Genomic DNA, 25,030 nt, shown 5'->3' with positions numbered 1-25,030 from the left:
CGCCTTCCTCGAAGAAAATCTCCCTCAGGAGCCGCGCCATGAACATCCTCGAACGCTATCACGCCATGGAATACGGTCCGGCGCCGGAAGCCCGCAACGAGGCCGATGCCTGGCTCGCCGGCCGCGATTTCTCCAAGGCGCTGTTCATCGACGGCGCGTGGAAGGCGGCGGCAAGCGGCAAGACTTTCGATACCGGCGAGCCGTCGTCCGGCAAGGTCCTGGCGAAGATCTCGGATGCGGGTGCTGGCGACATCGACGCCGCGGTCGCCGCGGCAGCAAAGGCGCTGCCAAAATGGTCGGCATCCTCGGGCTACGCCAGAGCCAAAGTGCTCTATGCCATCGGCCGCGCCATGCAGCGCCATCAGCGCCTGTTCGCGGTGTTGGAATCGATCGACAACGGCAAGCCGATCCGCGAGAGCAGCGACATCGACGTGCCGCTGGCGATCCGCCATTTCATCCATCATGCCGGCTGGGCGCAGACGCTCGAGAAGGATTTTCCCGACCACAAGGCGGTCGGCGTCGTCGGACAGGTCATTCCGTGGAACTTCCCGCTGCTGATGCTGGCCTGGAAGATTGCGCCTGCACTTGCCGCCGGCTGCACGGTCGTGCTGAAGCCGGCCGAATTCACACCGCTCACCGCGATTCTGTTCGCCGAAATCTGCGAGCGCGCCGGCGTGCCGAAAGGCGTGGTCAACATCGTCCAGGGCGGACCGGAGGCGGGGGCTGCGATCGTCAACCATCCCGGCGTCCAGAAGATCGCCTTCACCGGTTCCTCCGAGGTCGGCAAGATCATCCGCAAGGCGACGGCCGGATCGGGCAAAAAACTGTCGCTGGAGCTCGGCGGCAAATCGGCCTTCATCGTTTTCGAGGATGCCGACCTCGACAGCGCCGTCGAGGGTCTGGTCGACGGCATCTGGTTCAACCAGGGGCAGGTCTGCTGCGCCGGCTCGCGGCTGCTGGTGCAGGAAGGTATTGCGGAAGCCTTCATTGCCAAGGTCAAGGTCAGGATGAGCCGCCTGCGCGTCGGCAGCCCGCTCGATAAGAACACCGATATCGGGCCGCTGGTCGACCGCACGCAGCTCGACCGCGTCAAGGGCCTGATCGCCGAGGGTGCCAGGCAGGGCGCCGCTTGCTGGCAGCCGGACGCTGCCTTGCCGACGACGGGCTATTATCACCTGCCGACGCTCGCCACCTCAGTTTCGCCGGCTAATATCCTGGCGCAGGAGGAGGTGTTCGGGCCGGTGTTGGCGACCATGAGCTTCCGCAACACCGAGGAGGCGATCGAACTGGCCAACAACACGCGTTACGGCCTTGCAGCTTCGGTGTGGAGCGAGAACGTCAATCTCGCTTTGCATGTCGCGCCGCAATTGAAGGCCGGCGTTGTCTGGGTCAACGGCACCAACATGTTCGATGCTGCCTGTGGCTTCGGCGGTTATCGCGAAAGCGGCTTCGGTCGCGAAGGCGGACGGGAAGGGATGTTCGAATATCTAGCGGCAAAACTGCCGGTCGGTCCGGTGATCAAACCGGACGCGGCCGGCTCGGCCCAGCCCGTCGAGCAAGCCGACGGCACGGCAATCGACCGCACGGCAAAGCTGTTCATCGGCGGCAAGCAGGTGCGCCCGGACGGCAATTATTCGCTGGCCGTCGCCAACGCCAAGGGCAAGCTTGCGGGCGAAGTCGGTCTTGGCAACCGCAAGGATATCCGCGACGCGGTCGCCGCCGCACGCGCCTGCAAGGCCTGGCCGGATGCGACGGCCTTTAACCGCAGCCAGGTGCTCTACTATTTCGCGGAAAACCTTTCCGGCCGCGCCGACGAGTTTGCCTCCCGCCTTGTCCAACTCACCGGCGTCACCGCCAAGGCGGCTCGGGAAGAAGTCGAACAATCGATCGAGCGGCTGTTCCTCTATGCCGGCCTCACCGACAAGTTCGAGGGCCGCGTCCACCAGCCGCCGGCCCGCGCCGTGACGCTTGCGCTGCACGAGCCTGTCGGCGTCATCGGCATCGTTGCGCCGGACAATCAGCCGTTGCTCGGCTTCATCTCGCTGGTGGCGCCGGCGCTCGCCATGGGCAACGCCGTGATCGCCGTCCCGTCCGAGCGTCACCCGCTTTTAGCCACGGATCTCTATCAGGTCATCGAATATTCCGACATTCCGGCCGGCGCCATCAACATCGTCACCGGCCGCAGCGCCGAGCTTTGCGGCGTTCTGGCCAAGCACGACGATGTCGACGGACTCTGGGTGTTCGCCGATGCCGACACCTGCGCCAAGGCGGAGGCCGATTCTATCGGCAATCTGAAGCGCGTCTGGACCGGCAATGGCCGCAGTCTCGACTGGACATCGAGCGAGGCGGCTGGCGAGGCCTTCCTGCGCCGCGCCATCGAGGTCAAGAACGTCTGGGTGCCTTACGGCGACTAAGCGCGTTCCAGGGCCGACGTGGCATGCGCGCCGCAAATCGGCGCGTTTGCCGCAGGCTTCCAGGCTTGACGCGTCGTCATGTGTTCTTTAACCAGAAAAAACAATTGGCCTGCGGAATGGCAATCAGGGGACAGGCTCGCCTGGCACATTGCATCCCTTCTGGCCGCCACTAAGAAAGCTTGTGATACCGGAGGGAAGCATGGCGGATTTGGCAGGCAAAGTCGTCGTGGTCACCGCGGCGGCGCAAGGCATCGGGCGCGCGAGCGCGCTGGCCTTTGCCAATGCGGGCGCCACCGTGCACGCCACCGACATCAACGAGCAGCTTTTGGCCGCGCTCGATGACACCGCCGGCATAAAAACCCGCAAGCTCGACGTTCTCAGTGACGCCGCCGTGGCATCGGCCTTTGCCGAGATCGGCCCGGTCGACGTCCTGTTCAATTGCGCCGGCTTCGTCCATTCGGGCTCCATTCTCGAAATGACCGATGCCGATCTCGAATTCGCGATCGACCTCAACGTCCGCTCGATGATCCGCACCATTCGTGCGGTGCTGCCCGGCATGCTGGAGCGCGGCGACGGCTCGATCATCAACATGGCATCGCTGGCGAGTTCGCAGAAGGGCGTGCCGAACCGCTTCGTCTACGGCCTGACCAAGGCGGCGGTCGTCGGCCTCACCAAGGCGGTCGCCGCCGACTATGTGGCCAAGGGCATCCGCTGCAACGCCATCTGTCCGGGCACGGTCGAAAGCCCGTCGCTGCAGGACCGCATGCATGCCCAAGGGGACTACGAAGCGGCCCGCGCGGCCTTCATCGCCCGCCAGCCGATGGGAAGGCTGGGCACGCCGGAAGAAATCGCCGATCTCGCCGTCTATCTGGCGGGCGCCACCTACACTTCGGGGCAGGCCTACAATATTGATGGCGGCTGGTCGATCTGACTCCCGTTTCGAAAATAGTGGCAGTTCGCAATAACGGTGGGCGAACAGGAAGATCGGATCGGGCCTACGCGTTCATCGGAAGCATCGAAAAGTCTGAAAAATCCAGCCTGCCGACCGCCTGCGCGGAGTCTGCGCTTGCGGGGTATCAGGCTGATGGGTACGGTCCGCCCGATTTTCGCATGAGGTCGCGGCGGAAAGTTTTGCAAACCGGTCTTTGGCCGCAAGGTGGAGAGAAAAGATGAAGTTGCTGCGCTATGGCGAGGTGGGGAGCGAGCGTCCCGGTCTGCTCGATCAGGATGGCACGATCCGCGACCTTTCGGCCTATGTCGCCGACATCGCCGGCACGGCGCTCCACCCGGCTTCGCTGGACATGCTTTCGAAGCTCGATCCGAAATCGCTGCCAGCGGTTCCCGGTAGCCCACGCATGGGCGCCTGCGTCGCCGGCACCGGAAAATTCATCTGCATTGGCCTCAACTATTCCGACCACGCAGCCGAGACCGGCGCCACAGTGCCGCCGGAGCCGATCATCTTCATGAAGGCGAGTTCGGCCATCGTCGGGCCGGATGACGACGTGCTCATCCCGCGCGGCTCGGTCAAGACCGACTGGGAAGTTGAGCTCGGCGTCGTCATCGGCAAGACGGCGAAGTATGTCAGCGAGGACGACGCGCTGGATTATGTTGCCGGCTATTGCGTCGCGCACGACGTGTCCGAGCGCGCCTTCCAGGCCGAGCGCCAGGGCCAGTGGACCAAGGGCAAGTCCTGCGACACTTTTGGACCGATCGGCCCGTGGCTGGTGACCAAGGACGAGATCGCGGATCCGCAGAACCTGAAAATGTGGCTGACCGTCAACGGCAAGACCATGCAGAACGGCTCGACCAAGACCATGGTCTATGGCGTCAAATATCTGGTCTCCTATCTCAGCCAGTTCATGTCGCTGCATCCCGGCGACATCATCTCCACCGGCACGCCGCCCGGCGTTGGGCTGGGCATGAAGCCGCCGGTGTTCCTCAAAGCGGGCGACGTCGTCGAGCTCGGCATCGAAGGCATGGGCCAGCAGAAGCAGACGTTCAAGGCGGACGAGTAAGGCGCCGCCTCCCTTCTCCCCCTGTGGGAGAAGGTGGCCGCGAAGCGGCCGGATGAGGGGTGTTGGAAGGATCCCGGCTTTCCAGACTTAAGCGCTTGAGATCACCTGATCTTTTCGCGCCTCGTTTCTTCCAGCACCCCTCATCCGTCTCGGCGCTGCGCGCCGATCCACGTTCTCCCACAGGGGGAGAAGGCGAAGCCGGTACTACTTCACCACCCTTCCATCTGCCCCGAACCGGTACGTCTTCGCCGGATCCGGCGTTGCATAGAGCGTCGCGCCCGGGTCGGCATTGTAGACGCCGAAGATGCGCACGGTGAGCAGCCCGGCCTTCTCGCAGTCGAGATAGAGGTTGGTGTCGGCGCCGAGATGCTCGGCATGCACCACCGTGCCTTTCCAGGCGCCAGATTTGGCGTCGACGGTGAGATGCTCCGGCCGCACGCCGATGGTCTTCGCCGTCTCGCCAAGCTTGGCGCCGTCGATGAAGTTCATCTTCGGCGAGCCGATGAAGCCGGCGACGAAGTCGTTGGCCGGCGAATTGTAGAGCTGCATCGGGCTGCCGATCTGCTCGATGCGGCCGGCATTGAGCACGACGATCTTGTCGGCCAGCGTCATCGCTTCGACCTGGTCGTGGGTGACGTAGATCATCGTTGCCTTTAGCCGCCGGTGCAGCTGCGCGATCTCCAGCCTGGTGTTGACGCGCAGAGCGGCGTCGAGATTAGACAGCGGCTCGTCGAAGAGAAACAACTTCGGCTCGCGCACCACCGCGCGGCCGATCGCGACGCGTTGGCGCTGCCCGCCCGACAGCTCTGCCGGCCGCCGCTCGAGATAGGGCTCGAGCGACAGCATGGCGGAAGCGATCTTGATGCGGCGCTCGATCTCAGCCGAAGGCGTGCCGGCCTGTTTCAGGCCAAGCCCCATGTTGTTCTTCACCGTCAGATGCGGATAGAGCGCATAGGTCTGGAACACCATGGCGATGCCGCGTTTTGCTGGTGGCGTGACCGACACGTCATCGCCGTCGATCAGCACGCGGCCGGAGGTCGAGTCCTCTAACCCTGCGATCACGCGCAGCAGCGTCGACTTCCCGCAGCCGGACGGGCCGACGAAGACGACGAATTCGCCGTCATTGACCTCGAGGTCGATGCCCTTCAGCACCTCGACCGGCCCGAATGCCTTCTTCACGTTCTCGATGTTGAGCGAGCCCACGGCTTCGTCCTTGTTCTAGAGTTTGATTGGCGCGCCCGTGCGCACGCTCTGGTCGGCGGCGAGGCAGACGGCGAGCGACTTCACCGCGTCCTCCATGTGGCGGGTCAGGTCGATGTCCTCGCGGATTGCCTTGAGCAGGAAGGCTTGTTCGAGGTCGCAGAGTTCCTGGTGCCCCGGCTCGCCTTCCATCGACAGCAGCTCGTCCTCTTTGGCGAACTTGCCGTCCGCTCCGGTCGCGGCGCTGTGCAGGCGGATCGTCGACGTCTTGGTATGGGTATCGATGTCGTCGGACTTCACACCCTCCTTCATGACGATCGACACGCAGCCCTTGGGCGACATCACGTCCTTCACGAAGAAGGCGGTCTCCGAAATCATCGGGCCCCAGCCGGCCTCGTACCAGCCGACCGAGCCGTCTTCGAACAGCACCTGCAGGTGGCCGTAATTATACATCGAGGGTGCCACTTCATCGCTGAGCCGCACCCCCATGCCGCGCACCTCGACCGGTCTGGCATCGATGATCTGCAGCATCACGTCGAGATAATGCACGCCGCAATCGACGATCGGCGAGGTGGTCTGCATCAGCTGCTTGTGCGTTTCCCAGGTGTGGCCGGAGGACTGCTGGTTGAGGTTCATGCGGAAAACGTAGGGACCGCCGAGCTTGCGCGCTTCGGTTATCAGCCGGATCCAGGACGGATGGTGGCGCAGGATATAGCCGATCACCAGCTTCCTGCCGTTGGCCTTGGCGGCATCGACGACGCGCCGTGCGTCCGCCACCGTGGTCGCCAGCGGCTTCTCGACGAAGACGTGGCAGCCGGCCTCGAACGCCCGCACCGCATAGTCGGCGTGGCTGTCGGAATAGGTAGCGATGGCGGCGACGTCCGGTTTCTCCTCGCGCAGCACCTCCTCGAAGGAGCGCCTGATGCGGTGGCCCGCGAGCCCATCCGGCAGCGGCACGTCGGAACGGTTGACGAGCGCGGCGATCTCGAAGCCCGGATTGGTGTGATAGGCGAGCGCATGGCTGCGCCCCATATTGCCGAGGCCGGCAACGACAACGCGAAGGGGTTTATCTGAACTCACCTGGTTACTCCAACCAATCCGTTTCTTCTTGAGAGGGTGTCACCCCACCCGGCGCTTCGCGCCGACCTCCCCATCAAGGGGAGGTAGGGCGTTGGCGCGAAGACCTTCACCGCCGAAGAAGCTGCTTTGACCTGAGACCCCAGGCGATCGAGAATGAAGCGCTTACCTTCTACCTCCCCTCGATGGGGAGATCGGCGCGCAGCGCCGGGTGGGGTGAAGGGCTGCCCGACGAACAATTGGCGGCCCAAGCTCACTTGACGGCTCCTGACGTGATGCCGCGGATCAGTTGCCGCGAGAAGATGACGTAGAGGACCAACACCGGCAGGATCGCCAGCGAGAGCGCCGCCAGGATCGCGTTCCAGTTGGTGACGAACTGGCCGAGGAAGAGCTGCGCGCCGAGCGTCACCGTCTTGGTCTCTTCAGACGGCGCCAGGATCAGCGGGAACCACAGGTCGTTCCAGATCGGGATCATGGTGAAGACCGCGACCGTCGCCATCGACGGGCGTACCAGCGGCAGCACCAGCCGGAAGAAGATCGTGTATTCCGACAGCCCGTCGATCCTGCCCGCGTTCTTCAGGTCGTCGGACACCTGCTTCATGAATTCCGACAGGATGAAGATGGCGAGTGGCAGGCCCTGCGCCGTGTAGACCAGGATCAGCGCCGTCAGCGTGTTGACCAGTCCGCTCGCCACCATCAGTTGCAGGATGGCGACGGTGCCGAGGCGGATCGGGATCATGATGCCGAGCGCGAGATAGAGCCCCATCATCGTGTTGCCGCGGAAGCGGTATTCCGACAGCGCGAAGCCCGCCATGGCGCCGAACAGAAGCACGAAGAACAGCGAGGCGACGGTGACGACGAGGCTGTTCTGGAAATAATGCAGAAAGTCGCCCTGGCCGAACACGGTGGTGTAGCCGATCAGGTCGAACGTTTTCGGTGTCGGCGGCGTCAGCGGCGCGCCGAAGATGCCCGCGCGGGACTTGAACGAATTCATCACCACCAGGATCACCGGGAACAGCGCGATCACCGTGTAGGTCAAAAGCACGGCATGGGCGCCGATGGTGCGGGGAAGCGAACGGGTGGCTGTGCTCATGGCGCTCCCCTCAGAACTGGTAGCGACGCAAGCGCGTCTGGATGAGGAACAGGTAGACGCAGACACCCGCGAGGATGATCAGGAACATCATCGTGGCGATTGCCGCGCCCATGTTGGGATCGCCGATTTGCAGCTGGAAGCCGAAGAAGGCGCGGTAAAGGAAGGTGCCGAGAATGTCGGTCGAATAATTCGGGCCGGCGAGCGCGCCTTGCGCGGTGTAGATCAGGTCGAAGGCGTTGAAATTACCGACGAAGGTCAGGATCGAGATGATGCCGATCGACGGCAGGATCAACGGCAGCTTGATCTTCCAGAACTGCGCCATGCCGGTGACGCCGTCGCATTCGGCTGCCTCGATCACCTCATCGGGGATCGACAGCAGTGCCGCATAGATCAGCATCATCGGGATGCCGATGAACTGCCAGACCGAGACGAGGCTGAGCGCCGTCAGCGCGTATTGTTCCTTGCCGAGCCATGGCGTGAACAGGCTCTTCAGGCCGACAAGGTCGAGAAGATGCGGCGACACGCCCCACAGCGGCGACAGGATCAGCTTCCAGGCGAAGCCCACGATGACGAAGGACAGGATGGTCGGCACGAAGATCGCCGTGCGGTAGAAGGCGGCGAACCTCAGCCTCGGGCTGGAGAGCAGTGCCGCCAGTAGGACGCCAATCGGATTCTGCACCAGCATGTGGATGATGAAGAACCAGACGTTGTTCCGGAGCGCATTCCAGAAGCCTGCGGACCAGTTGGGGTCGCCGAACAGCGTGCGGAAGTTGTCCATCCCGACGAAGACCTGGGACTGGTTGATGTTGCGAAACAGCGAGAGCTGCAGGGTGCCGGCGAGCGGCAGGATCATGATCGCCGTGTAGACGAGAACGGCCGGCGCCAGGAAAACGGCGATATGCCAGCGGATCGGTCTTTTCGGTCGTGTTTGTGCGGCCATGAGTTCGGTCCCCGCCGTCTCTCGTTCCACTCTATGATGCTTAGCTGATGCCTCGATGCGCGGCCTGATTGCCCCCATCAGGGGGAGGACAAAGGCCAGCGACAGTGCGGCTTCGTCTTCCCCGCAGGATGAGGGTAAGACCGAGAGGCGGCGCCGACAATCGCTATCTAGAACGGTTCGAATGCCGGCCGGGCATGTGCCCGGCCGGTCCGTTGCCTGAGCTCTTACTTCGCCGGCTTGTACCAGCTGTCGAGGCCGTCCTGGAGCTTCTTGGCGGCGACTTCCGGCGTGTCGGTGCCGTTGATAACGTTGGCCGATTCAACCCAGGTCTCGTTCTCGAGGTTCGGCGTGCCGCGTCCCAAGATCTGGTAGGTCGAGCGAATCGTCGACTTGCACTTTCCGCGCCAGGAGACGAATTCCTGCGCCAGCGGGTCTTCCATCTTCACCGGCGTGTTGTTCAGGCTGAAGAAGCCCGGCAGCGCGTTGGCGTAGATGGTGGCGAAGTCCGGCGAGGCGACCCAGGAGAGGAACTTCTTGGCTTCTTCCGGATGCTTCGACGCCGCATTCAGGCCCATGCCGATATCGGTGTGGTCGGAGATGTAGCAGGTGTCGCCGGCCTTCTGCACCGGCGGCGGGAAGGCGCCCATCTTGAACTGCGCCTGGGTGTTGAACAGCGCGATTTCCCACGAGCCGGCCGGATAGATGGCGGCGCGGCCGAGCGTGAACAGGTTCTGGCTGTCAGGATAGGTCTGCGCCTCGAAGCCGTCGCCGAGATAGGGCTTCCACTTGGCCAGTTCCTTGTAGGGCTCGACCCACTGCGGATCGGTCAGCTTCTGCTCGCCTTTGATCAGCGCCTGGCGGCCTTCCTCGCCCTTCCAGTAGTTCGGGCCGATGTTCTGGTAGCCCATGGTCGCGGCTTCCCAGAGATCCTTGGTGCCCATCGCCATCGGGATGTAGGTGCCGTCGGCCTTGATCTTGTCGAGCGCGGCGTAGAACTCTTCATTGGTGATCGGCACCTTGATGCCGAGCTTGTCGAAGGCGTCCTTGTTATAGATGAAGCCGTGGATGACCGAGGCCATGGGCACGCAGAACGTCGCCTTGCCGTCATCGGTTTGCCAGGCTGACTTTGCCACGGGGGAGAAATTCTCCATGCCCGGCAGCGCCGATAGATCGGCGAGGTTGCCCTTCTGGTAGAGCACCAGCGACTTGTCGAACGGGCGGCAGGTGATCAGGTCGCCCGCCGAGCCGGCGGTGAGCTTGGCGCCGAGGGCTGCGTCATACTCGGTCGGCGCCGACGGCGCGAACACCACCTTGATGCCGGGGTTCTTGGCCTCGAAGGCTGGGATCAGCTTGTCCTTCCAGATGGTCAGGTCGTCGCCGCGCCAGCTCTCGATGTTGAGCGTTACGTCCTCGGCCAGCGCCATCCCGGTGGTGCCGAGGATGCTTGTGCCGAGCAAAAGGGCCGTCAGTAGTTTGGTCTTCATCTTCAGTCTCCCTGTTGACCTTTTTCAGGTTCGGTTCTGATGAGAACAGCGGCTAGCGCCCCTTGCTCCCCTCGATCGCGGAAAGCGCCGGCCTGAGCTTCTGGCCGGTTTTTTCCAGTATCTTCTCGGCCGCTTCGGCGTTGGCAGCACCCGCGGCGAGCAGAATGGCAGTCTTGACGCCGCCGCCGCTCTCTTCGAGCAGACGCGCCGCGTCTTCGCGGCTGCGTCCGCTGATGGCGGCCACCATGCGCACCGCGCGGTCGCGCAGCTTGACGTTGTCGGCGGTGAGATTGACCATGTAGCCGTCATGCACATGGCCGAGATGGACGGCGGCAAGCGTCGACAGCATGTTGAGCGCGATCTTCTGTGCTGTTCCCGCGCCCATGCGCGTCGAGCCGGCGATCAGCTCCGGCGGCGTCTCGAGCAGGATGGCGACGTCGGCCTCGCCGAACAGCGTCGCGCCTTTGTTGTTGGCGATCGCGATCGTCGCCGCGCCCCGGCGCCGCGCGTCGCCGATGGCCTGGACCGCGTAGGGCGTCGAGCCACTGGCCGAGATGGCGATCAGGCAGTCGCCCTTGCCGATATTGGCATTCGCCACGGCCGCCGCGGCTTCCTCGGTATCGTCTTCCGGTCCGCCGGCAAGCGTGTGGAACGCCTCGTCGCCGCCTGCGATCAGGATGGCTATGCGGTCACGCGCGATACCGAATGTGCCGGGAAGCTCCAGCGCATCGGCGACAGCCATCAGGCCGGAACTGCCGGCTGCCGCGTAGGCGAGCCTGCCTCCACCCTTCAGTTGTCTGGCGATAAGCGCGGCGGCCTCGGCAATGGCCGGAATGGCGCCGTGTACGGCCTTGGCGGCCTCGATCTGCGCGTTGGCGAGGAATGAAAGGATGGCATCCGGGGCCTGGACATCCAGCCCCGCGGCGTTCTGATGCAGCGCTTCCGTGCGCGTCTCGGCCATCCGTTGTCCTCCAACTGACGGGAACAATACCAAAAAAATACCACTTGTCCACATGGATTAACGAAATTCGTCGCAGAGAATAGGCGAGCCGGCAAATTTTCGTGATTTTTCAATAAAATGCGCCTTAATCTTTTTTGAACCGAAATTAACGCTTGGCTATTGGTATTTTATTGGTATTATTCGCCACGAGGAGAAAATCGCGTGAAATTCGTGCTTGGCATCGATGGCGGCGGCACAAGCTGCAGGGCGGCCCTTGCGACCGTCGACGGCGTTGTCGCCGGCCGCGCCAAAAGCGGAGCGGCCAATATCCGCACCGATCTTACCGGTGCGCGCGCCAACATCGTCGAGGCGGCAAGGCAAGCGTTCGTGGCCGCCGGTGAAGATCCGGAGCTGATCCCTGAGACGCCTGCCATCCTCGGTCTCGCCGGCGCCAATGTCGGGACCTACAGGCAGCAGCTGGAAGCGATCCTGCCCTTCAGCAAAAGCCGCGTCGAGACCGATGCCGAGATCGCGCTCGAAGGCGCCGTCGGCTCCGGCGACGGCGCCATGGCGATCCTCGGCACCGGGACCGCCTATATGGCGCGCAAAGCGGGCAAGTCGCGCGCCATCGGCGGCTGGGGCTTCCAGGTCGGCGACCAGGGCAGCGGCGCTCGTATCGGCCGCGATCTGCTCGAGCAGACGCTGCTTGCCTATGACGGCATCCGCCCCGGCTCGCCGCTGACGGATGCGATGCTTGCCGTCTTCCGCAACAATCCCGAGGACGTGGTCGAGTTCACCACCAACGCCAAGCCCGGCGACTTCGGCGGTTTCGCGCCAAAAGTCTTCGAGCATGCCGAAAAGGGCGATCTCGTCGCCAATTGGATCCTCGACAAGGCGGTTGCCGATGTCGAGGCTTCGCTCGGCGCGCTCGAACTCGCCGACGATGCTCCGCTATGCCTGCTCGGCGGCCTGGCGCCGCTCTACGCGCCGCGGCTGTCGGCGCGCTATCGGGCGCTGCTGAAGGCCCCGCTCGACGACGCGCTCGGCGGCGCGGTGCAGATGGCCGCGCGCATCTTCGCGGGCAAATCCGGAGGCGCCCGATGAGCGCCGCCGACCAGATCTTCGCCATGCTGCCGGAGGCGCCGTGATGAGCGCCGCCGGCCGGATCTTCGCCATGCTGCCGGAGGCGCCGCGATGAGCGCCGCCGACCAGATCTTCGCTATGCTGAAGGAATCCTCGCAAAGCGGCGCGCCGCTTTACCTGCAGCTGAGGAAAAGCATCGAGGAAGCGGTCAATCGCGGCCTGATCGGGCCGGGCGACGCGCTGCCGTCAGAGCGCGACATCGCCAGCAAGGCCGACATCTCGCGCGTCACTGTGCGCAAGGCGGTGCAGGATCTGGTGAAGGGCGGCATCCTCGTCCAGCGCCATGGCTCCGGCACCTTTGTCGCCCCGCGCATGGAACGTGTCGAGCAGTCGCTGTCGCGGCTCACCTCCTTCACCGAGGATATGGCGCGCCGCGGCATGGTCGTGCGCTCGGCCTGGCTCGATCGCGGCCTCTATGCGCCCTCGCCGGACGAGATGATGGTGCTCGGCCTGTCGTCGAGCGAGCTGGTGGCGCGCGTGGCGCGCCTGCGCATCGCCAACGACACGCCGCTGGCGATCGAGCGCGCCGCGATTTCGGCGAGCGTACTGCCCGACCCAGAGACGATAGGCTCCTCGCTCTATGCGGCGCTGGAATTGACCGGCAACCGCCCGGTGCGGGCGGTGCAGCGCATCTCGGCCGCCAATCTCGGCGACGGCGACGCGCGCCTTCTCGAAGTGCCGCCGGGGGTTGCCGGCCTGCACATCGAACGTATTTCCTATCTGGCGAGCGGCAAGGTGATCGAATTCACGCGTTCGATCTACAGGGGCGACGCCTATGACTTCGTCGCGGAACTCCGGCTGACCGGGCCGGGAGAGGAGAGCCGGCCATGAGCGCAACCGCCACCCACATGCGGCGCGAGATCGAGGAGATCCCGCAGGCCACCGCCCGCCTGCTCGACGGCTCGGCCAAGGTGCTGGCCGCGGCCGGCCGCGGCCTTCGCGAGCGCGATCCGCATTTCGTCGTCACCGTGGCGCGCGGCTCGTCCGACCATGCCGCCACCTTCATGAAATACGCCGTGGAACTGACGGCCGGCCTCGCGGTGGCTTCCGTCGGCCCGTCGATCGCTTCCATCTATGGCGCGAAGCTGAGGCTGCGCGGCTCGGCTTGCCTGGCGATCTCGCAGTCGGGCAAGAGTCCCGACATCGTCGCCATGGCCGAAACGGCGAGAGCCGGCGGCGCGCTTACCGTCGCCATCACCAACACGGCCGACTCGCCGCTGGCGCGCGCCTCGGATTACGCCATCGACATTCTCGCCGGCCCAGAGCGCAGCGTCGCGGCCACCAAGACCTTCGTCAATTCGGCCGTCGCCGCCCTGGCGCTGATGGCGCACAGCACTGGCGATGAGGCGCTGCTTGCCGCGCTCGCCGGCCTGCCGGAGCATTTCGAGAAGGCGATCGGCTGCGACTGGATGGCGCTCGCCACGGCGCTCGAGGCGCCGCGCTCGCTGTTCATCCTTGGACGCGGCCCATCCTTCGCGATCGCCAGCGAGGCAGCGCTGAAGTTCAAGGAAACTTGCGTCATGCATGCCGAGGCCTATAGCGCGGCGGAAGTCATGCATGGGCCGCTGGCGCTGGTCGGGCCGGGCTTCCCGGTCCTGGCGCTCGCTGCCCGCGACGCGTCGGAGCCTTCGGTGGCCGAGGCCGCCGACAGCTTGACGGCCAAAGGCGCGGCCGCTTTCGTCACCTCCGACGAGGCGAAGGCCGCCAGGCTGCTGCCGCATGTCGCAACCGGCCATCCGCTAACCGATCCACTGCCGTTGATCGTGTCCTTCTATGGCTTCGTCGAGGCCTTCGCCCGCCATCGCGGCCTCGATCCGGATGCGCCACGCAATTTGCGCAAGGTGACGGAAACCGTATGAGCGACCGTTTCGCCCTCACCGGCGCCCGCATCTTCGACGGCGCCGACTGGCATGACGATGCTGCGCTTGTCGTCAAGGACGACACGGTCGAGGCCATCCTGCCCACTGGCGCCATCCCGTCCGGCGTGTCCCGTGTCGAGACCACCGGCCTGCTGGTTCCCGGCTTCGTCGATATCCAGGTCAATGGCGGCGGCGGCGTCATGCTCAACGACCATCCCGATGTCGCCTCGATCGAGACCATTTGCCGGGCGCACGCGCCCTTCGGCACCACGGCGCTCTTGCCGACGCTGATCACCGATATTCCGGCGATCACCGCCGCGGCGGTTACCGCCGGCGCCGAGGCCGCCCGGAAGAAGGTGCGGGGTTTTCTTGGGCTGCATCTCGAAGGCCCGCATCTGTCCGTCGCGCGCAAGGGTGCGCATGATCCGGCTCTTATCCGGGCAATGACGGATGCCGACCAGGCTGCGCTGGTCGCGGCGCGCCGCGGCCTGCCGGTGCTGCTCACCACGGTCGCGCCGGAATCGGTCGAGCCGGCCCGGGTCACGGCGTTGGCAGCGGCCGGCATCGTCGTCAGCCTCGGCCATTCCGACACCGGCTATGCCACGGCGACGGCCTTCGCCGCGGCCGGCGCCACCGTCGTCACCCATCTCTTCAACGCCATGAGCCAGATCGGCAACCGCGAGCCGGGACTGGCCGGAGCGGCGATCGACACCGGCAGCTTCTATGCCGGCATCATCGCCGACGGCATCCACGTCCATCCGGGCACGATGACGCTTGCGCTCAACGCCAAGAAAGGCCCGGGCAAGATCCTTTTGGTCACCGACGCCATGGCGACGATCGGCACCGACATGACATCCTTCACGCTCAATGGCCGCACCATCTACCGCAAGGACGGGAGTCTCAGGCTTGCCGACGGCACGCTGGCCGGCGCCGATCTCGACATGATATCCGCCGTGCGCTTCGTCCATCGCGTGGTCGGGCTCGAGCTGGACGAGGCGCTCCGCATGGCCTCGCTCTATCCCGCCGAAGCGATCGGCCAGGCGCATCGCCTCGGCCGCTTCGCCAACGGCACCGCAGCGGACATTGTCGGGCTGTCGGAGGGCCTGGATGTGAAGGATGTCTGGATCGGCGGCGAAAAGGTGTTTGGGGCGTAAGCCATCCGCGATTTTCGTCATCCTTGGGCGCAGCGACGCGAAGCGGAGCGCAGACCCGAGGATCCATTCCATGACCTTGCTCGGAGAACGCGGCGGAGCAGAATTCTCCGCCGCCGCAACGCCTTAGCGTAACGGCATGGATCCTAGGGTCTGCGCGCGTCGCTTCGCTCCTTGCTCTGCCCTAGGATGACGACGCGCTATTATTAGCCGGCTTTGGCATAGATATCCTTATAGGCCTCGCGCAAAACGTTCTTCTGCACCTTGCCCATCGTGTTGCGCGGCAATTCGTTGACGAAGATGACCTGCTTCGGATGCTTGTATTTCGCCAGCCGCCCGGCGATGGCATCGGCGATATCGGCTGCGCTGATTGCCGGGCCCGGCTTGCGCACCACCACGGCCGTGACGCCTTCGCCGAAGTCGGGATGCGCAACGCCGATCACTGCGCTTTCGGCAACGCCGGCAAGCGCGTCGATCTCGCTCTCGATCTCCTTGGGATAGATGTTATAGCCGCCCGAGATGATCAGGTCCTTGCCGCGGCCGACGATGTGGACATAGCCGTCGGCGTCGATCAGGCCGAGATCGCCGGTGATGAAGAAACCGTCGTCGCGGAATTCGGCACTGGTCTTCTTGGGCATGCGCCAATAGCCGGCAAAGACGTTCGGGCCCTTCAGCTCGATCATGCCGATCTCCCCCTGGGCTAGCGCCTTGCCGCTTTCGGGGTCGGCGATGCGCAGCGCGACACCCGGCAGCGGAAAGCCGACCGTGCCCGCGCGCCGTTCGCCGGCATAGGGGTTGGAGGCGTTCATGTTGGTTTCGGTCATGCCGTAGCGTTCGAGGATGGCGTGGCCGGTGCGCTCGCGCCAGGCATTGTGCGTCTCGCTAAGCAGCGGCGCCGAACCGGAGATGAACAGCCGCATGCGGCTGGCCGCATCCCTCGTCAGGCCCTGCTGCTGCAGGAGCCGCACATAGAAGGTAGGCACGCCCATCAGCGCGGTCGCGCGCGGCAGAAGCGAAATCACACGGGCCGGGTCGAACTTCCGCTCGAACAGCATTTTTGCGCCGGCCATCAGGATGACGTTGGTCGCGACGAACAGGCCGTGCGTGTGGAAGATCGGCAGCGCGTGGATGAGGATATCATCGCCGCTGAAGCGCCAGTAATCCACCAGCACGCGCGCGTTGGAAGCGAGGTTCTCGTGGCTGAGCATGGCACCTTTGGAGCGGCCGGTCGTGCCGGAGGTGTAAAGGATGGCGGCGAGATCGTCGGGGCCGCGCGCCACATCCGCAAAATCCGCCGGCTGCAGCGCCGCACGGTCCGCAAGCCTGCCTCGTCCGTCGCGACCCAGCGTCAGCGTCGCGGCCCCCGCCGATGCGGCAAGCGGTTGCACATCCTTCACCTTTTCCGGATCACACACGACCAGCCGCGGCTCCGCGTCGCGGAAGAAATAGTCGAGCTCCGGCAGCGTATAGGCGGTGTTGAGCGGCAGGAAGACGGCGCCGGCGCGCAGACAGGCGAGATAGAGGAGCAAAGCTTCAGGGGTCTTCTCCACCTGCACGGCGACGCGATCGCCGGGCAGCACAGCAGCGGCGACCAGCGCGTGCGCAAACTGCGCGGACCGCGCCAGCATGTCGGCATAGGAAATCGAACGCCCGTCATCCGTTTCCATCAGCACTTGGCCAGGCGCCGGCATGCTGGCGCGAAAGGCGTCGAACAGGTGATTGGTCATGTCGTCCCTGGCGTCGAAAGCTCGGCCAGAGCGAATATCAGATTTGTCAGCCATGGGCAGCTATTTGCGGCCGCGCGCGGCCTTGCCGGCGCGGGCCCGCGGCTCGTCGCCTGGGCTGAGCTGCGCCATGCACATCTCCGCCGTCAGCCGGTAGTGACTGAGCAAGGCCTCGACCGCGCCGTCGGCGTCGCCGTCCATGGTCCGCTCGGCAATCGTCCGGTGCTCGCCGAGGTCGTCGCGTTCGGAGCCGGGGCCGCGCTGCGAGATCAGTCGGTAGCGGGAGGCCTGGTCGGAAAGCTGGTCGCAAAAGCCGATCAGCCAATGCGAGCGGCACGCGGAGATCAGCGCGCGATGAAAAGCGCGATGCAGCTTCTCCCATTCCGGATTGTTGGTTGCCGGGTCGTTGGGCTGGCGGCGTTCGGCGCGCGCCAATCGGTGCAGGGCGAGTACCAGCTGTTCTTCCCATTCCGCCGTGCGGTGCGCAATGGATTCGCGCAGTGCCCGTTCTTCCAGCCAGCACCGCGTGCGGGTGAGCTCCTCCAGCTCGGCCGCGTTAACCGGCATCACGAAGAAGCCGCGCTGGTCGTGGCGGCCGAGCAGTCCCTCGGCGGCCAGGCGGTTCAGCGCCTCGCGCACAGGCGAGGCGCCGGCGCCATACCGGGAAACGACCCATTCGACGCGCAGCTTGCCCTCGGCTTCCAAAGCTCCCCGCAGCAAGTCCTCGCGGAGTTGATGGTAAACCGAACTGGCCAGCGTGCTCTTCGCACCCTTGCCTTCGCCCGTATCGGCGTTTCCGTGTGGCAATTTGACTCCTGTTGCTGGCCCCTGTTTTGCAGGGTCCCTCGGCCAAGCAATTCCATATATGTATCTTACAGCCGGGCACTGCCGTCTAAAAGCGCCTGGTGGCGATATTCGACTTTAGACTAGGCGAGGTCAACTATCGAATAAAGTAAATCCACTCGGAAAACGGCTGACACGAGTGTGAAGCTTAATATAATTCGGTATACTGAACAGCCGTTAGGTAGCGAGGCGGCTTTGCTAGGAACGAGCTGTCGATGTCTTTAACGGGCGGCCTTGTCGGCGGCTGAGCGGATCGCCTCGATATTTGCCCGGTAGGTTTCGACTGTGCCGCCCTTGAAGATGGCCGCGCCGGCCACCAGCACGTCGGCGCCGGCGGCCGTCACCAGCGGCGCCGTTTCCGGCGAGATGCCGCCGTCGATCTCGATGCGGATCGGGCGGTCGCCGATCAGCGCCTTGACCCTTCGCACCTTGTCGACGATTGCCGGGATGAAAGCCTGGCCGCCGAAGCCGGGATTGACGGTCATGATCAGGATGAGGTCGAGCCGGTCGAGCACATATTCGATCGCCGTTTCCGGCGTCGCCGGGTTGAGCGAGACACCGGCCTTCTTGCCGAGACCTTTGATGGTCTGCAGCGAACGGTCGAGATGCGGGCCGGCCTCGGCATGCACCGTTATGCCGTCGCAGCCGGCCTCGGCAAAGGCCGCCAGATAGGGGTCGGCCGGCGCGATCATGAGATGGCAGTCGAAGAAGGTTTTTGTCCGGTTGCGGATCGCCTTGATCACCGGTGGGCCGAAAGTGATGTTGGGCACGAAATGACCGTCCATCACGTCGAGATGGATCCAATCGGCTCCGGCCGCCGCGACCGCTTCGACCTCGTCGCCGAGCTTCGAAAAATCCGACGCCAGCACCGATGGTGCGATCAGGGTCTTCTTGCTCATGAAAGGCCTCTCCGGCATCCTCATCGGCGCGCTGGGCTGCGCGCTGGCACGCGGGTCTGCCTAGACCATCGTCCGGCCAAGGGGAAGCGTGTTTTCCGCTTCGCTCGACGGGCGCGCAAAAACGCGGACCGCGATGCGGGAAAGAGAGATCCCGCTGGATTGCTCCAGCGGGTTCGCGACTCGGTAGTGATGGGCTCCCTTACTGAAGGTTGTCGGTCGCCGGGTTCCGCTGCAGCCTTGGTTGGCTTCTTGGCACCAACTGCTGCAGGATATTCGGATTGAGCAGCAGGTCCGGATCGATCTCCAAGCCTGGCCGCCTGCGGATCGGGAAGCAATCCGGATACCGTCCGGTCGTTCCGACCGGGCAGCGCCGCCTGATGATCGGCTGGCAAATGCCGTCGATCATCTGCGAGCCCGGCGCGCATTCAGCGTCGACTCTGCGGCACGCGCCGTCGATCACTTCCGTCCCGCGCGGACACACGCAGGCGCCGCGTTTGTTGAGAACCTGGCCGCGGATCGAGCATGCTTGCGGCTTCCTGATCGGGGCGCAGGCCTTGCCCTTCAATTGCGTGCCCCTCGGGCAGACGCAATCGCCATCGGCATTGCGCACCTGGCCGCGAATGCGGCACTGGCTGGGCGGCTGCTGCCTGTCGGGCACGCAAGCCTTGGCGGCGCGGTCGACATGCGTGCCCTTGGGACAGGCGCAGCCATCCGGTGTCGGCACCGCGCCCCGGATGGTGCATTTCGGCGGAACGACCTGGCAGACGCCGTTCACCAGCTCGCCGCGCCGGCATACGCAATTGCCCTCCCGGTCGCGGTACTGTCCGGGACGCAGCGTGCACTGCGGCTCCTGCGGCTGCTCGCCCTTCACGCATCTGCCATTTTCCAGCTCGGTGCCGCGCGGGCAGACGCAGCGTCCATCCTCGGTCCGGATCTGGCCCTTGAGCAGGACGCAGCGTTGCGGCACTGGCAGCGGCAGAAGCTTGGTGCCGCCGGTTGAGCACTGGCCGTTGCGGAAGGTGGTGCCCTCCGGGCAGGCGCAGCGGCCGGCCGCGTTGAGCACCATGCCGCCCGAACACTGGATCTTCACCTCACGCTTGATGGTGAAGGGGTGGCACGCATAGGCCTTGCCGCGGTCGCCTTGCGCGTTGGCTGGGCCGCGCGACAGCACATCGCCGCCGCCCTGCACCGGTGTGTTTGGCGAGAGCACCCCGACACAGTTCTGTCCGCTGACCGTACCCTGCAGAGTGGCAAGGCGCGTGTCGTCGGGAAGGATCACCGTGACATGATGCGTATGGCTTTCGCCGGCGCCCAGCGTCAGATTGGCGATGCAGGACGCCGGCAGCGTCGCCGGCTCCGGCGAGCAGCCGAAGGGCGGGTCTATCGCGGTGATCTTGACCCCTTCCAGCCTGCCGATACCGTCGATGCCGACCGCATCGCCGATGCGGACCGGACCGGAGAAGGCATTCGGCCCGTCATTCGTGACGGTAATCTCGAACGAGCAGGGCGCACCCGGCTGGCACTCGCTGTCGCCGGTCTTCTCGACGCGGATCGTGGAGGCCCCGCCGCCCTTCGCGCAAGCCTGGCCGATCGGATAGACGATGTCGTCGCGGGGCGCCGGCCCAAAAGAGCCGCGCGCGCAGTTCTCGAACGCGTCATTGCCGCCGACCGTCACGTCGAAGTGCCGGCTGGTTCCGGGCGTCATGACGGCGCCGGGAATCTGGCAAGATAGCGTGTTGGCGGGGACTGGCCCGCAGTTCCATTCGGCGCCGTCCGGGGTCACGCTCCGGATGGCGACTGGCGCACCGCCTGACACCAACGTAGCGGCATCGTTGACCCGCACCGGACCGGTGGGGGCAGCCGTGCCGGCATTGGTGATGGTGATGCGGCAGGATACGAAAGACGCACCAGCCAGCGAGCTCTCGCACGCCTTGGTGATGCGCAGGCCGGGCTGGCCGCCATTCGGATGGCGGATGCGCTCGGTCGCGCAGGCTTTGTTGTTGGTGAGGTCGACCTCGCCGGCAATGGCCTTCACCTCGGCGCAGTTCTCGACCGTATCCGGCCGGTAGCTTGCCGGCATGACCGCTTTGACGACGATCGGCGTCGAGGCGCCCGGCGGCAGCGAGATGCCGGGATTGTCGCAGCGGAACTGGCCGGGGCCGTTTGGCCCGCAGGTCCAGGGCGGGCTCGGCCCGAAGGTCGAGGACGTTGGCGCGCCGCCCAGATAGGTGTCGATCACCGTCAGCGGCCCGTGATAGGTGCTGGTGCCGTTGTTGATGAGATCGATCACGAAGCTGCAGATGCCGTCCGGCGTGCAGACCGGCATGCGGGCGCGCTTCTTCAGCATCAGGTCGACCTTCTTGCCGACCGGAGGCTGGCACTGCGGATCGCGATCGCCACGGCGGCAGACCGGGATCGAGGCGCAGCCGCGGTCGTTCTGCTGGCTGCCGAACAGCGGCTTGGCGCTCGCCTGGTAGTCATAGGCGGCGCAATTGCGCAGCGCGCTGCCCTGCCAGCCGCCGGCCGGCTTGAAGCCGAGCTTGAGGACGGCTGAGGCGCCGGGGTTGAGCGTGGTTGCCGGATGGGTGCAGGTCATCGGCGTCGTCCCGGGCGCGCAGACCCAGGGCGGGTTCGGTCCCGAGGACAGCACCGAACCGGCCGGCAAAGTCACCTCGTCGAGCACGATCTTGCCGTTATAGGACGCATCGCCGACATTGGTGACCGTGATGGTGAAGTCGCAGCCGCCGGACATCGTGCAACGTGGCACCTCTGCCCACTTCTCCACCTTGAGGTCGGGCTGCTTTTCAGGCGGGCACCTGAGATCACGCGGAATGTCGATGTCGATCTCCTGCGTGCAGCAAAGTCCCCAGCCTTCCTTCGGCCCGGCATAGGTGTCGATGCCGGTGACGACGAGATGGATGGCCTCGCCCGGCGAGGCGCCGATGATCTTCCAGTTCAGCACGCCGCCGCCGGCAGGTACCTGCTGGGTGTCGGGGGCGATGGTGATGCCGGGTGTCGTCGTCGACAGCTGCACCCATTTGCCGACCATCTCCGGGCCGACCGGCATGTGATAGATGAAAGCGCCGCCGCCGGGCACGCAGTCGACCGTGCCGCGGTCGACCTTGAAGCACTCCTTGCCGGGAGGCGGCGGCGGCGGGTTGCACTTGCTCAGGTCGATCGTGATCGAGGTTTTCACGCCGGTGAGGAAATCGCCGTCGTCGGGCTTGTCCGGATCGTGCGAGGGGATGGTGGTAGCCGGACCGCCCCTGAAGGCCACCTTCATCTCGCCCTGATTGTCGATCGTCGCCGGCGCGGCAAAGGCGGCATGGTCTATCTTGGCCGTGACCCGGAAAGTGATCACGCGTTCGTCCGCAGCGCCGACGCCGTCGAGGTTCGAAGCGCTGATCCGGAAATTGGAAACGCTTGCCGTATCGTTTGGGCCGGCCGATGTGCTGATCGAAGCTGGCGGCAGCGGTCCTCCGGAAGCGCTCGTGCCGTCGCCGACGACGTCGACGCTGATGATCTGCAAGCCGTGCGGCAGCTGGTCCTTGAAGTCGAGCCTTGTCGCCTTCAGCAGGGCCGCCACGCTTGGCCGGTCGAAGTCCTGCGGGTCGCCATGGATGCCGAAGCTCAAGACATACTCGACGCTATCGCAGCCTCTCTGGCCACCCTTCTTGGTGAAGAAGGGTATGATCCGCCCGAGTTCCGGATTGATGCCGCGCGATCCAGCCGTGATTTCTGGATTGGCGATCTGGCCGGCCGGAGCCTTGTCCTGCGCAAGCGCTGGCACTGCCGGCATCATGGCGAGCGCGATACCGGCCGCCATCAGCCAGCGCGCGCCGTGCCTGGCGTATGACAGGGGTTTCATGATCGTGCCCGTGAGGGTTTTGCGCGGGGCAGGGCGGGAAAGGACGAGATCGCTCATCTGTCCCTCCTCGGCGCTTCGCACTCGACGGCCGGCGTCCTCAGCGGCAGCATCACCTTGCAGCAAGGATAGTAGCCGCCCTTGTCCCGGTCGGACTTCCGGTAGAAGCAGAGCCCGACATTGACAGTGGCGCCCGGATTATGGCCGGTGATGCCGATCGTGTAGGGCTTGCCCGGCGCATGCGACATGGGTGAGGTCACTCCGACGCCCGGCGTCTTGGACAAAGCTTTGATCGAATCGCTGCCAAAGCCGGCGTGGTCGTGGAGATAAAGGTCGGCCTGGAGGCCGCGGGGTGTGCAGAAATACTGTACGTCCTCGACATCGAGGCATGGGGGCAGGTTGCCGGCCGGCGGGAAGTCCGGCGGATAGACGGGAGGCAGGAAGCCGCCGGGGATTTCCTCATAATAGCCGGCGCGGCCCTCGCAGGGGCGCCAGACCCTGACGTCGCCGACATGGCCCTGGACGTCCGGGTCTTCGAAATAGCCGTCGAAGTCGACGAACCATGAGCCGAAGGGCGGCACGTTTGCCGGCTTGACCAGCTTGCTTGGCGTGAGCTGCACGCCATGCACGGCAAGCGGCCCGCCGGCGGCGAGGCGCTCCGCAAGCTCGGGATTGTCGCGCAATTTGTCACCGGTGTTGACCACCGTGTCGGTGCAGACCGAGGTGTCGAGCTTGCCCTCGGCATCGTAGCGGTATTGCAGGTCGACGCCGCCTGCCGACTGGCGGTTGCCCTGCGGGAAGCCGACCGCATATTCCTGCGGCACTTCGGCCCAGACCGATTCCGTTGCCGGATCGTCCGGATCCTCGCGCTGGTAGCGGATCACCTCGCCTTTGCCGGTATCGGCGAAGCGGCTGTAATCGTAGCGGTTCTCGACCGGACCGCGCTGGGCGAGATACATGAAATCCTGATTGTCGAAGGCGATGTCGGTGACGGCATAATCTTGGTCGGCCTTGACCGTCAGTTCCCAGCGCGGATCGCCGGCAAAACTCCCGTCGCTTGCAATGCCGACCGACCAGATTTCGGCTTTTTCGCCTACGGAATAATAGAGCCGCCCGCCATGGTAGGCGACAGCCCAGACGCGCCGCGCATCCTGCGTATAACCCCAGGTTCGGGGATCTTCCGAATCGAAGGCGGCGTGGATGTCCATCACGGCGCCGTCGTCGGCGACTGGGGCCAGCCCATGCGCGGGACGCCCGGCAACGCCATGGTCGAAGCTGTCGATCAGGTTGCCCTCGATATCGATGCGGTGAATGAGCCCGGTATCGAGATCCGAAGCGAAGAACTCACGATGGGTCGGATCGAAGGCGAGGTTGCCGATACCCGGCCCGCTGTTGGTGTCGATATCGGCGAATTTGGAGACTGCGCCCGAGATACCGTCGATCTTCCAGATGGTGCCCGGTCCGCCGCCGTTTTCGGTGCCGAACTGGCCGTTCATGAAGACAGCGCCGGCGGCGCCGCGGCGCTGTCGCTCAGGCCGCCCGTCCTCGTCGGCGTCCGGCGTGACGATCTCGATGCCGTGCAGCGAGGTCGCCGCCGCATAGAGGTTCGGAATGCCCGACGGCACGCCATCGCGCACGCCGTCGTCATAGGTGAGGCCGAAGACCTCGCCGATCTGGCCGGCTGTCACCTCGAAGGGCGGCTGCGTGTAGACGATCTGGCCGGAAGCTGGGCCACCGAGTTGCGAGACGTTGAAAATGCGCAACGAGGCCTGTGAAGTATCGATGAAGGTCTCGTCGACCGGATCGACGCCGGGCGGCAGGCCTCCTTTTTCGGAATCGGGGGAGCCGAAATCCGGGATGATCGTGCCGGGGAAGCCGGTCACCGCCATCGAGCCGGGATAGATGATCTGGGTTTCCTGGGCCTTTGCCGCGCCGCCGAGGCAAAAGCCGGCGGCCAGTGCCAGGGCAAGAATTCGGCTGGTTGTCACGATCGGGCGGCGCAAGCCACCGCCGCGAGAAGCCACGAACGAGCCGCGGTCGCGAGACATTGAGCTCCCCCCGAAGTCGTCGGAAGAACCCTCCGATTTCGCCGCGCAAAACAAAGAAAGTCGCGGCGTTTCGGCTCGTTCGTCCCTGATAGAATTGTCTGTTTTCCGCCTGTTCACGATACGCCGGGTGCCTGGCAGGGTCAACGGAATCAGCCGAAAGCCCAGCGCGTCGTTCCCATCCCGAAGCCGGTGATCGCGCCGAACTCCCGCTGCTCCCGCGGACCGCCGAGTCTCTGGGTTTCTGGTCATACGGGCTTCCTTTCCGGTCGGCGCCATGCAGCGCCTGGCCGTCAGTCGCAGGCTGAGGCGGAAAGGTTCAATGCGATCTAGAGAGC

Annotated in this window: 18 protein-coding genes; 7 read left to right on the top strand and 11 right to left on the bottom strand. The window is 65.0% G+C overall.

Annotation, left to right across the window (positions count from 1 at the left end):
• Nucleotides 1-38: 38 nt before the first annotated feature.
• From CK220_RS04880 to CK220_RS04870, 3 genes are all read left to right on the top strand, one after another.
• Nucleotides 39-2,414 (top strand): aldehyde dehydrogenase family protein, encoded by a 2,376-nt coding sequence (locus CK220_RS04880; protein ID WP_095810455.1) that lies wholly within the window; start codon nucleotides 39-41, stop codon nucleotides 2,412-2,414.
• A gap of 199 nt (nucleotides 2,415-2,613) precedes the next feature.
• Nucleotides 2,614-3,345: an SDR family oxidoreductase gene (locus CK220_RS04875; RefSeq protein WP_095810454.1), complete on the top strand. Its 732-nt coding sequence runs from the start codon at nucleotides 2,614-2,616 to the stop codon at nucleotides 3,343-3,345.
• A 238-nt stretch (nucleotides 3,346-3,583) separates the two neighbouring features.
• Nucleotides 3,584-4,429 carry a fumarylacetoacetate hydrolase family protein gene (locus tag CK220_RS04870; protein WP_095810453.1) on the top strand — a complete coding sequence of 282 codons (846 nt, stop codon included), beginning with the start codon at nucleotides 3,584-3,586 and terminating at the stop codon, nucleotides 4,427-4,429.
• Nucleotides 4,430-4,633: 204 nt separating this feature from the next.
• On the opposite strand, the gene CK220_RS04865 is transcribed toward CK220_RS04870, so the two are convergent.
• The 6 genes from CK220_RS04865 to CK220_RS04840 all read right to left on the bottom strand — a co-directional run bounded on the left by CK220_RS04865 (nucleotide 4,634) and on the right by CK220_RS04840 (nucleotide 11,184).
• The gene (locus tag CK220_RS04865) at nucleotides 4,634-5,632 is read right to left on the bottom strand and encodes an ABC transporter ATP-binding protein (RefSeq protein WP_095810452.1); all 999 of its coding nucleotides are present in this window, start codon (nucleotides 5,630-5,632) and stop codon (nucleotides 4,634-4,636) included.
• A gap of 15 nt (nucleotides 5,633-5,647) precedes the next feature.
• Entirely contained in the window at nucleotides 5,648-6,709 is a 1,062-nt protein-coding gene (locus tag CK220_RS04860) for a Gfo/Idh/MocA family oxidoreductase (RefSeq protein ID WP_095810451.1), read from the bottom strand.
• A gap of 250 nt (nucleotides 6,710-6,959) precedes the next feature.
• The gene (locus CK220_RS04855) at nucleotides 6,960-7,799 is read right to left on the bottom strand and encodes a carbohydrate ABC transporter permease (RefSeq protein WP_095810450.1); all 840 of its coding nucleotides are present in this window, start codon (nucleotides 7,797-7,799) and stop codon (nucleotides 6,960-6,962) included.
• A gap of 10 nt (nucleotides 7,800-7,809) precedes the next feature.
• Nucleotides 7,810-8,739 carry a sugar ABC transporter permease gene (locus tag CK220_RS04850; RefSeq protein ID WP_095810449.1) on the bottom strand — a complete coding sequence of 310 codons (930 nt, stop codon included), beginning with the start codon at nucleotides 8,737-8,739 and terminating at the stop codon, nucleotides 7,810-7,812.
• Between the two features lie 224 nt (nucleotides 8,740-8,963).
• Nucleotides 8,964-10,223, bottom strand: coding sequence for an ABC transporter substrate-binding protein (locus CK220_RS04845; RefSeq protein WP_095810448.1), 1,260 nt, complete (start codon nucleotides 10,221-10,223; stop codon nucleotides 8,964-8,966).
• Nucleotides 10,224-10,275: 52 nt separating this feature from the next.
• Complete coding sequence (locus tag CK220_RS04840) at nucleotides 10,276-11,184, bottom strand: N-acetylmuramic acid 6-phosphate etherase (protein WP_095810447.1); 909 nt, start codon at nucleotides 11,182-11,184, stop codon at nucleotides 10,276-10,278.
• Between the two features lie 201 nt (nucleotides 11,185-11,385).
• Here CK220_RS04840 and CK220_RS04835 point away from each other — a divergent pair, with 201 nt between their 5' ends.
• The 4 genes from CK220_RS04835 (at nucleotide 11,386) to nagA (ending at nucleotide 15,319) form a co-directional block, all read left to right on the top strand.
• Nucleotides 11,386-12,267, top strand: coding sequence for an N-acetylglucosamine kinase (locus CK220_RS04835; protein WP_095810446.1), 882 nt, complete (start codon nucleotides 11,386-11,388; stop codon nucleotides 12,265-12,267).
• Nucleotides 12,268-12,357: 90 nt separating this feature from the next.
• Nucleotides 12,358-13,137 carry a GntR family transcriptional regulator gene (locus tag CK220_RS04830; RefSeq protein WP_095810445.1) on the top strand — a complete coding sequence of 260 codons (780 nt, stop codon included), beginning with the start codon at nucleotides 12,358-12,360 and terminating at the stop codon, nucleotides 13,135-13,137.
• Nucleotides 13,134-14,165 carry an SIS domain-containing protein gene (locus CK220_RS04825; protein ID WP_095810444.1) on the top strand — a complete coding sequence of 344 codons (1,032 nt, stop codon included), beginning with the start codon at nucleotides 13,134-13,136 and terminating at the stop codon, nucleotides 14,163-14,165. Before CK220_RS04830 ends, CK220_RS04825 begins: the two co-directional genes overlap by 4 nt.
• Nucleotides 14,162-15,319, top strand: coding sequence for an N-acetylglucosamine-6-phosphate deacetylase (nagA, locus tag CK220_RS04820; protein WP_095810443.1), 1,158 nt, complete (start codon nucleotides 14,162-14,164; stop codon nucleotides 15,317-15,319). The genes CK220_RS04825 and nagA overlap by 4 nt, the downstream gene beginning before the upstream one ends.
• A 203-nt stretch (nucleotides 15,320-15,522) precedes the next feature.
• Here nagA and CK220_RS04815 read toward each other — a convergent pair whose 3' ends face one another.
• The 5 genes from CK220_RS04815 to CK220_RS04795 form a co-directional block, all read right to left on the bottom strand.
• Nucleotides 15,523-17,043 (bottom strand): malonyl-CoA synthase, encoded by a 1,521-nt coding sequence (locus CK220_RS04815; RefSeq protein ID WP_095810442.1) that lies wholly within the window; start codon nucleotides 17,041-17,043, stop codon nucleotides 15,523-15,525.
• Nucleotides 17,044-17,103: 60 nt separating this feature from the next.
• Nucleotides 17,104-17,847: a GntR family transcriptional regulator gene (locus CK220_RS04810; protein ID WP_095810441.1), complete on the bottom strand. Its 744-nt coding sequence runs from the start codon at nucleotides 17,845-17,847 to the stop codon at nucleotides 17,104-17,106.
• 257 nt (nucleotides 17,848-18,104) lie between these two features.
• Complete coding sequence (gene rpe / locus CK220_RS04805) at nucleotides 18,105-18,782, bottom strand: ribulose-phosphate 3-epimerase (RefSeq protein ID WP_095810440.1); 678 nt, start codon at nucleotides 18,780-18,782, stop codon at nucleotides 18,105-18,107.
• A gap of 199 nt (nucleotides 18,783-18,981) precedes the next feature.
• Complete coding sequence (locus tag CK220_RS04800) at nucleotides 18,982-22,707, bottom strand: DUF11 domain-containing protein (RefSeq protein ID WP_095810439.1); 3,726 nt, start codon at nucleotides 22,705-22,707, stop codon at nucleotides 18,982-18,984.
• Nucleotides 22,704-24,971 (bottom strand): hypothetical protein, encoded by a 2,268-nt coding sequence (locus tag CK220_RS04795; RefSeq protein WP_176478987.1) that lies wholly within the window; start codon nucleotides 24,969-24,971, stop codon nucleotides 22,704-22,706. The genes CK220_RS04800 and CK220_RS04795 overlap by 4 nt, the downstream gene beginning before the upstream one ends.
• Nucleotides 24,972-25,030 lie beyond the last annotated feature (59 nt).

Origin of the sequence: Mesorhizobium sp. WSM3860, from assembly GCF_002294995.1 — a bacterium.
GTDB lineage: Bacteria > Pseudomonadota > Alphaproteobacteria > Rhizobiales > Rhizobiaceae > Mesorhizobium.
This window is presented reverse-complemented; position numbering and strand designations above follow the sequence as displayed.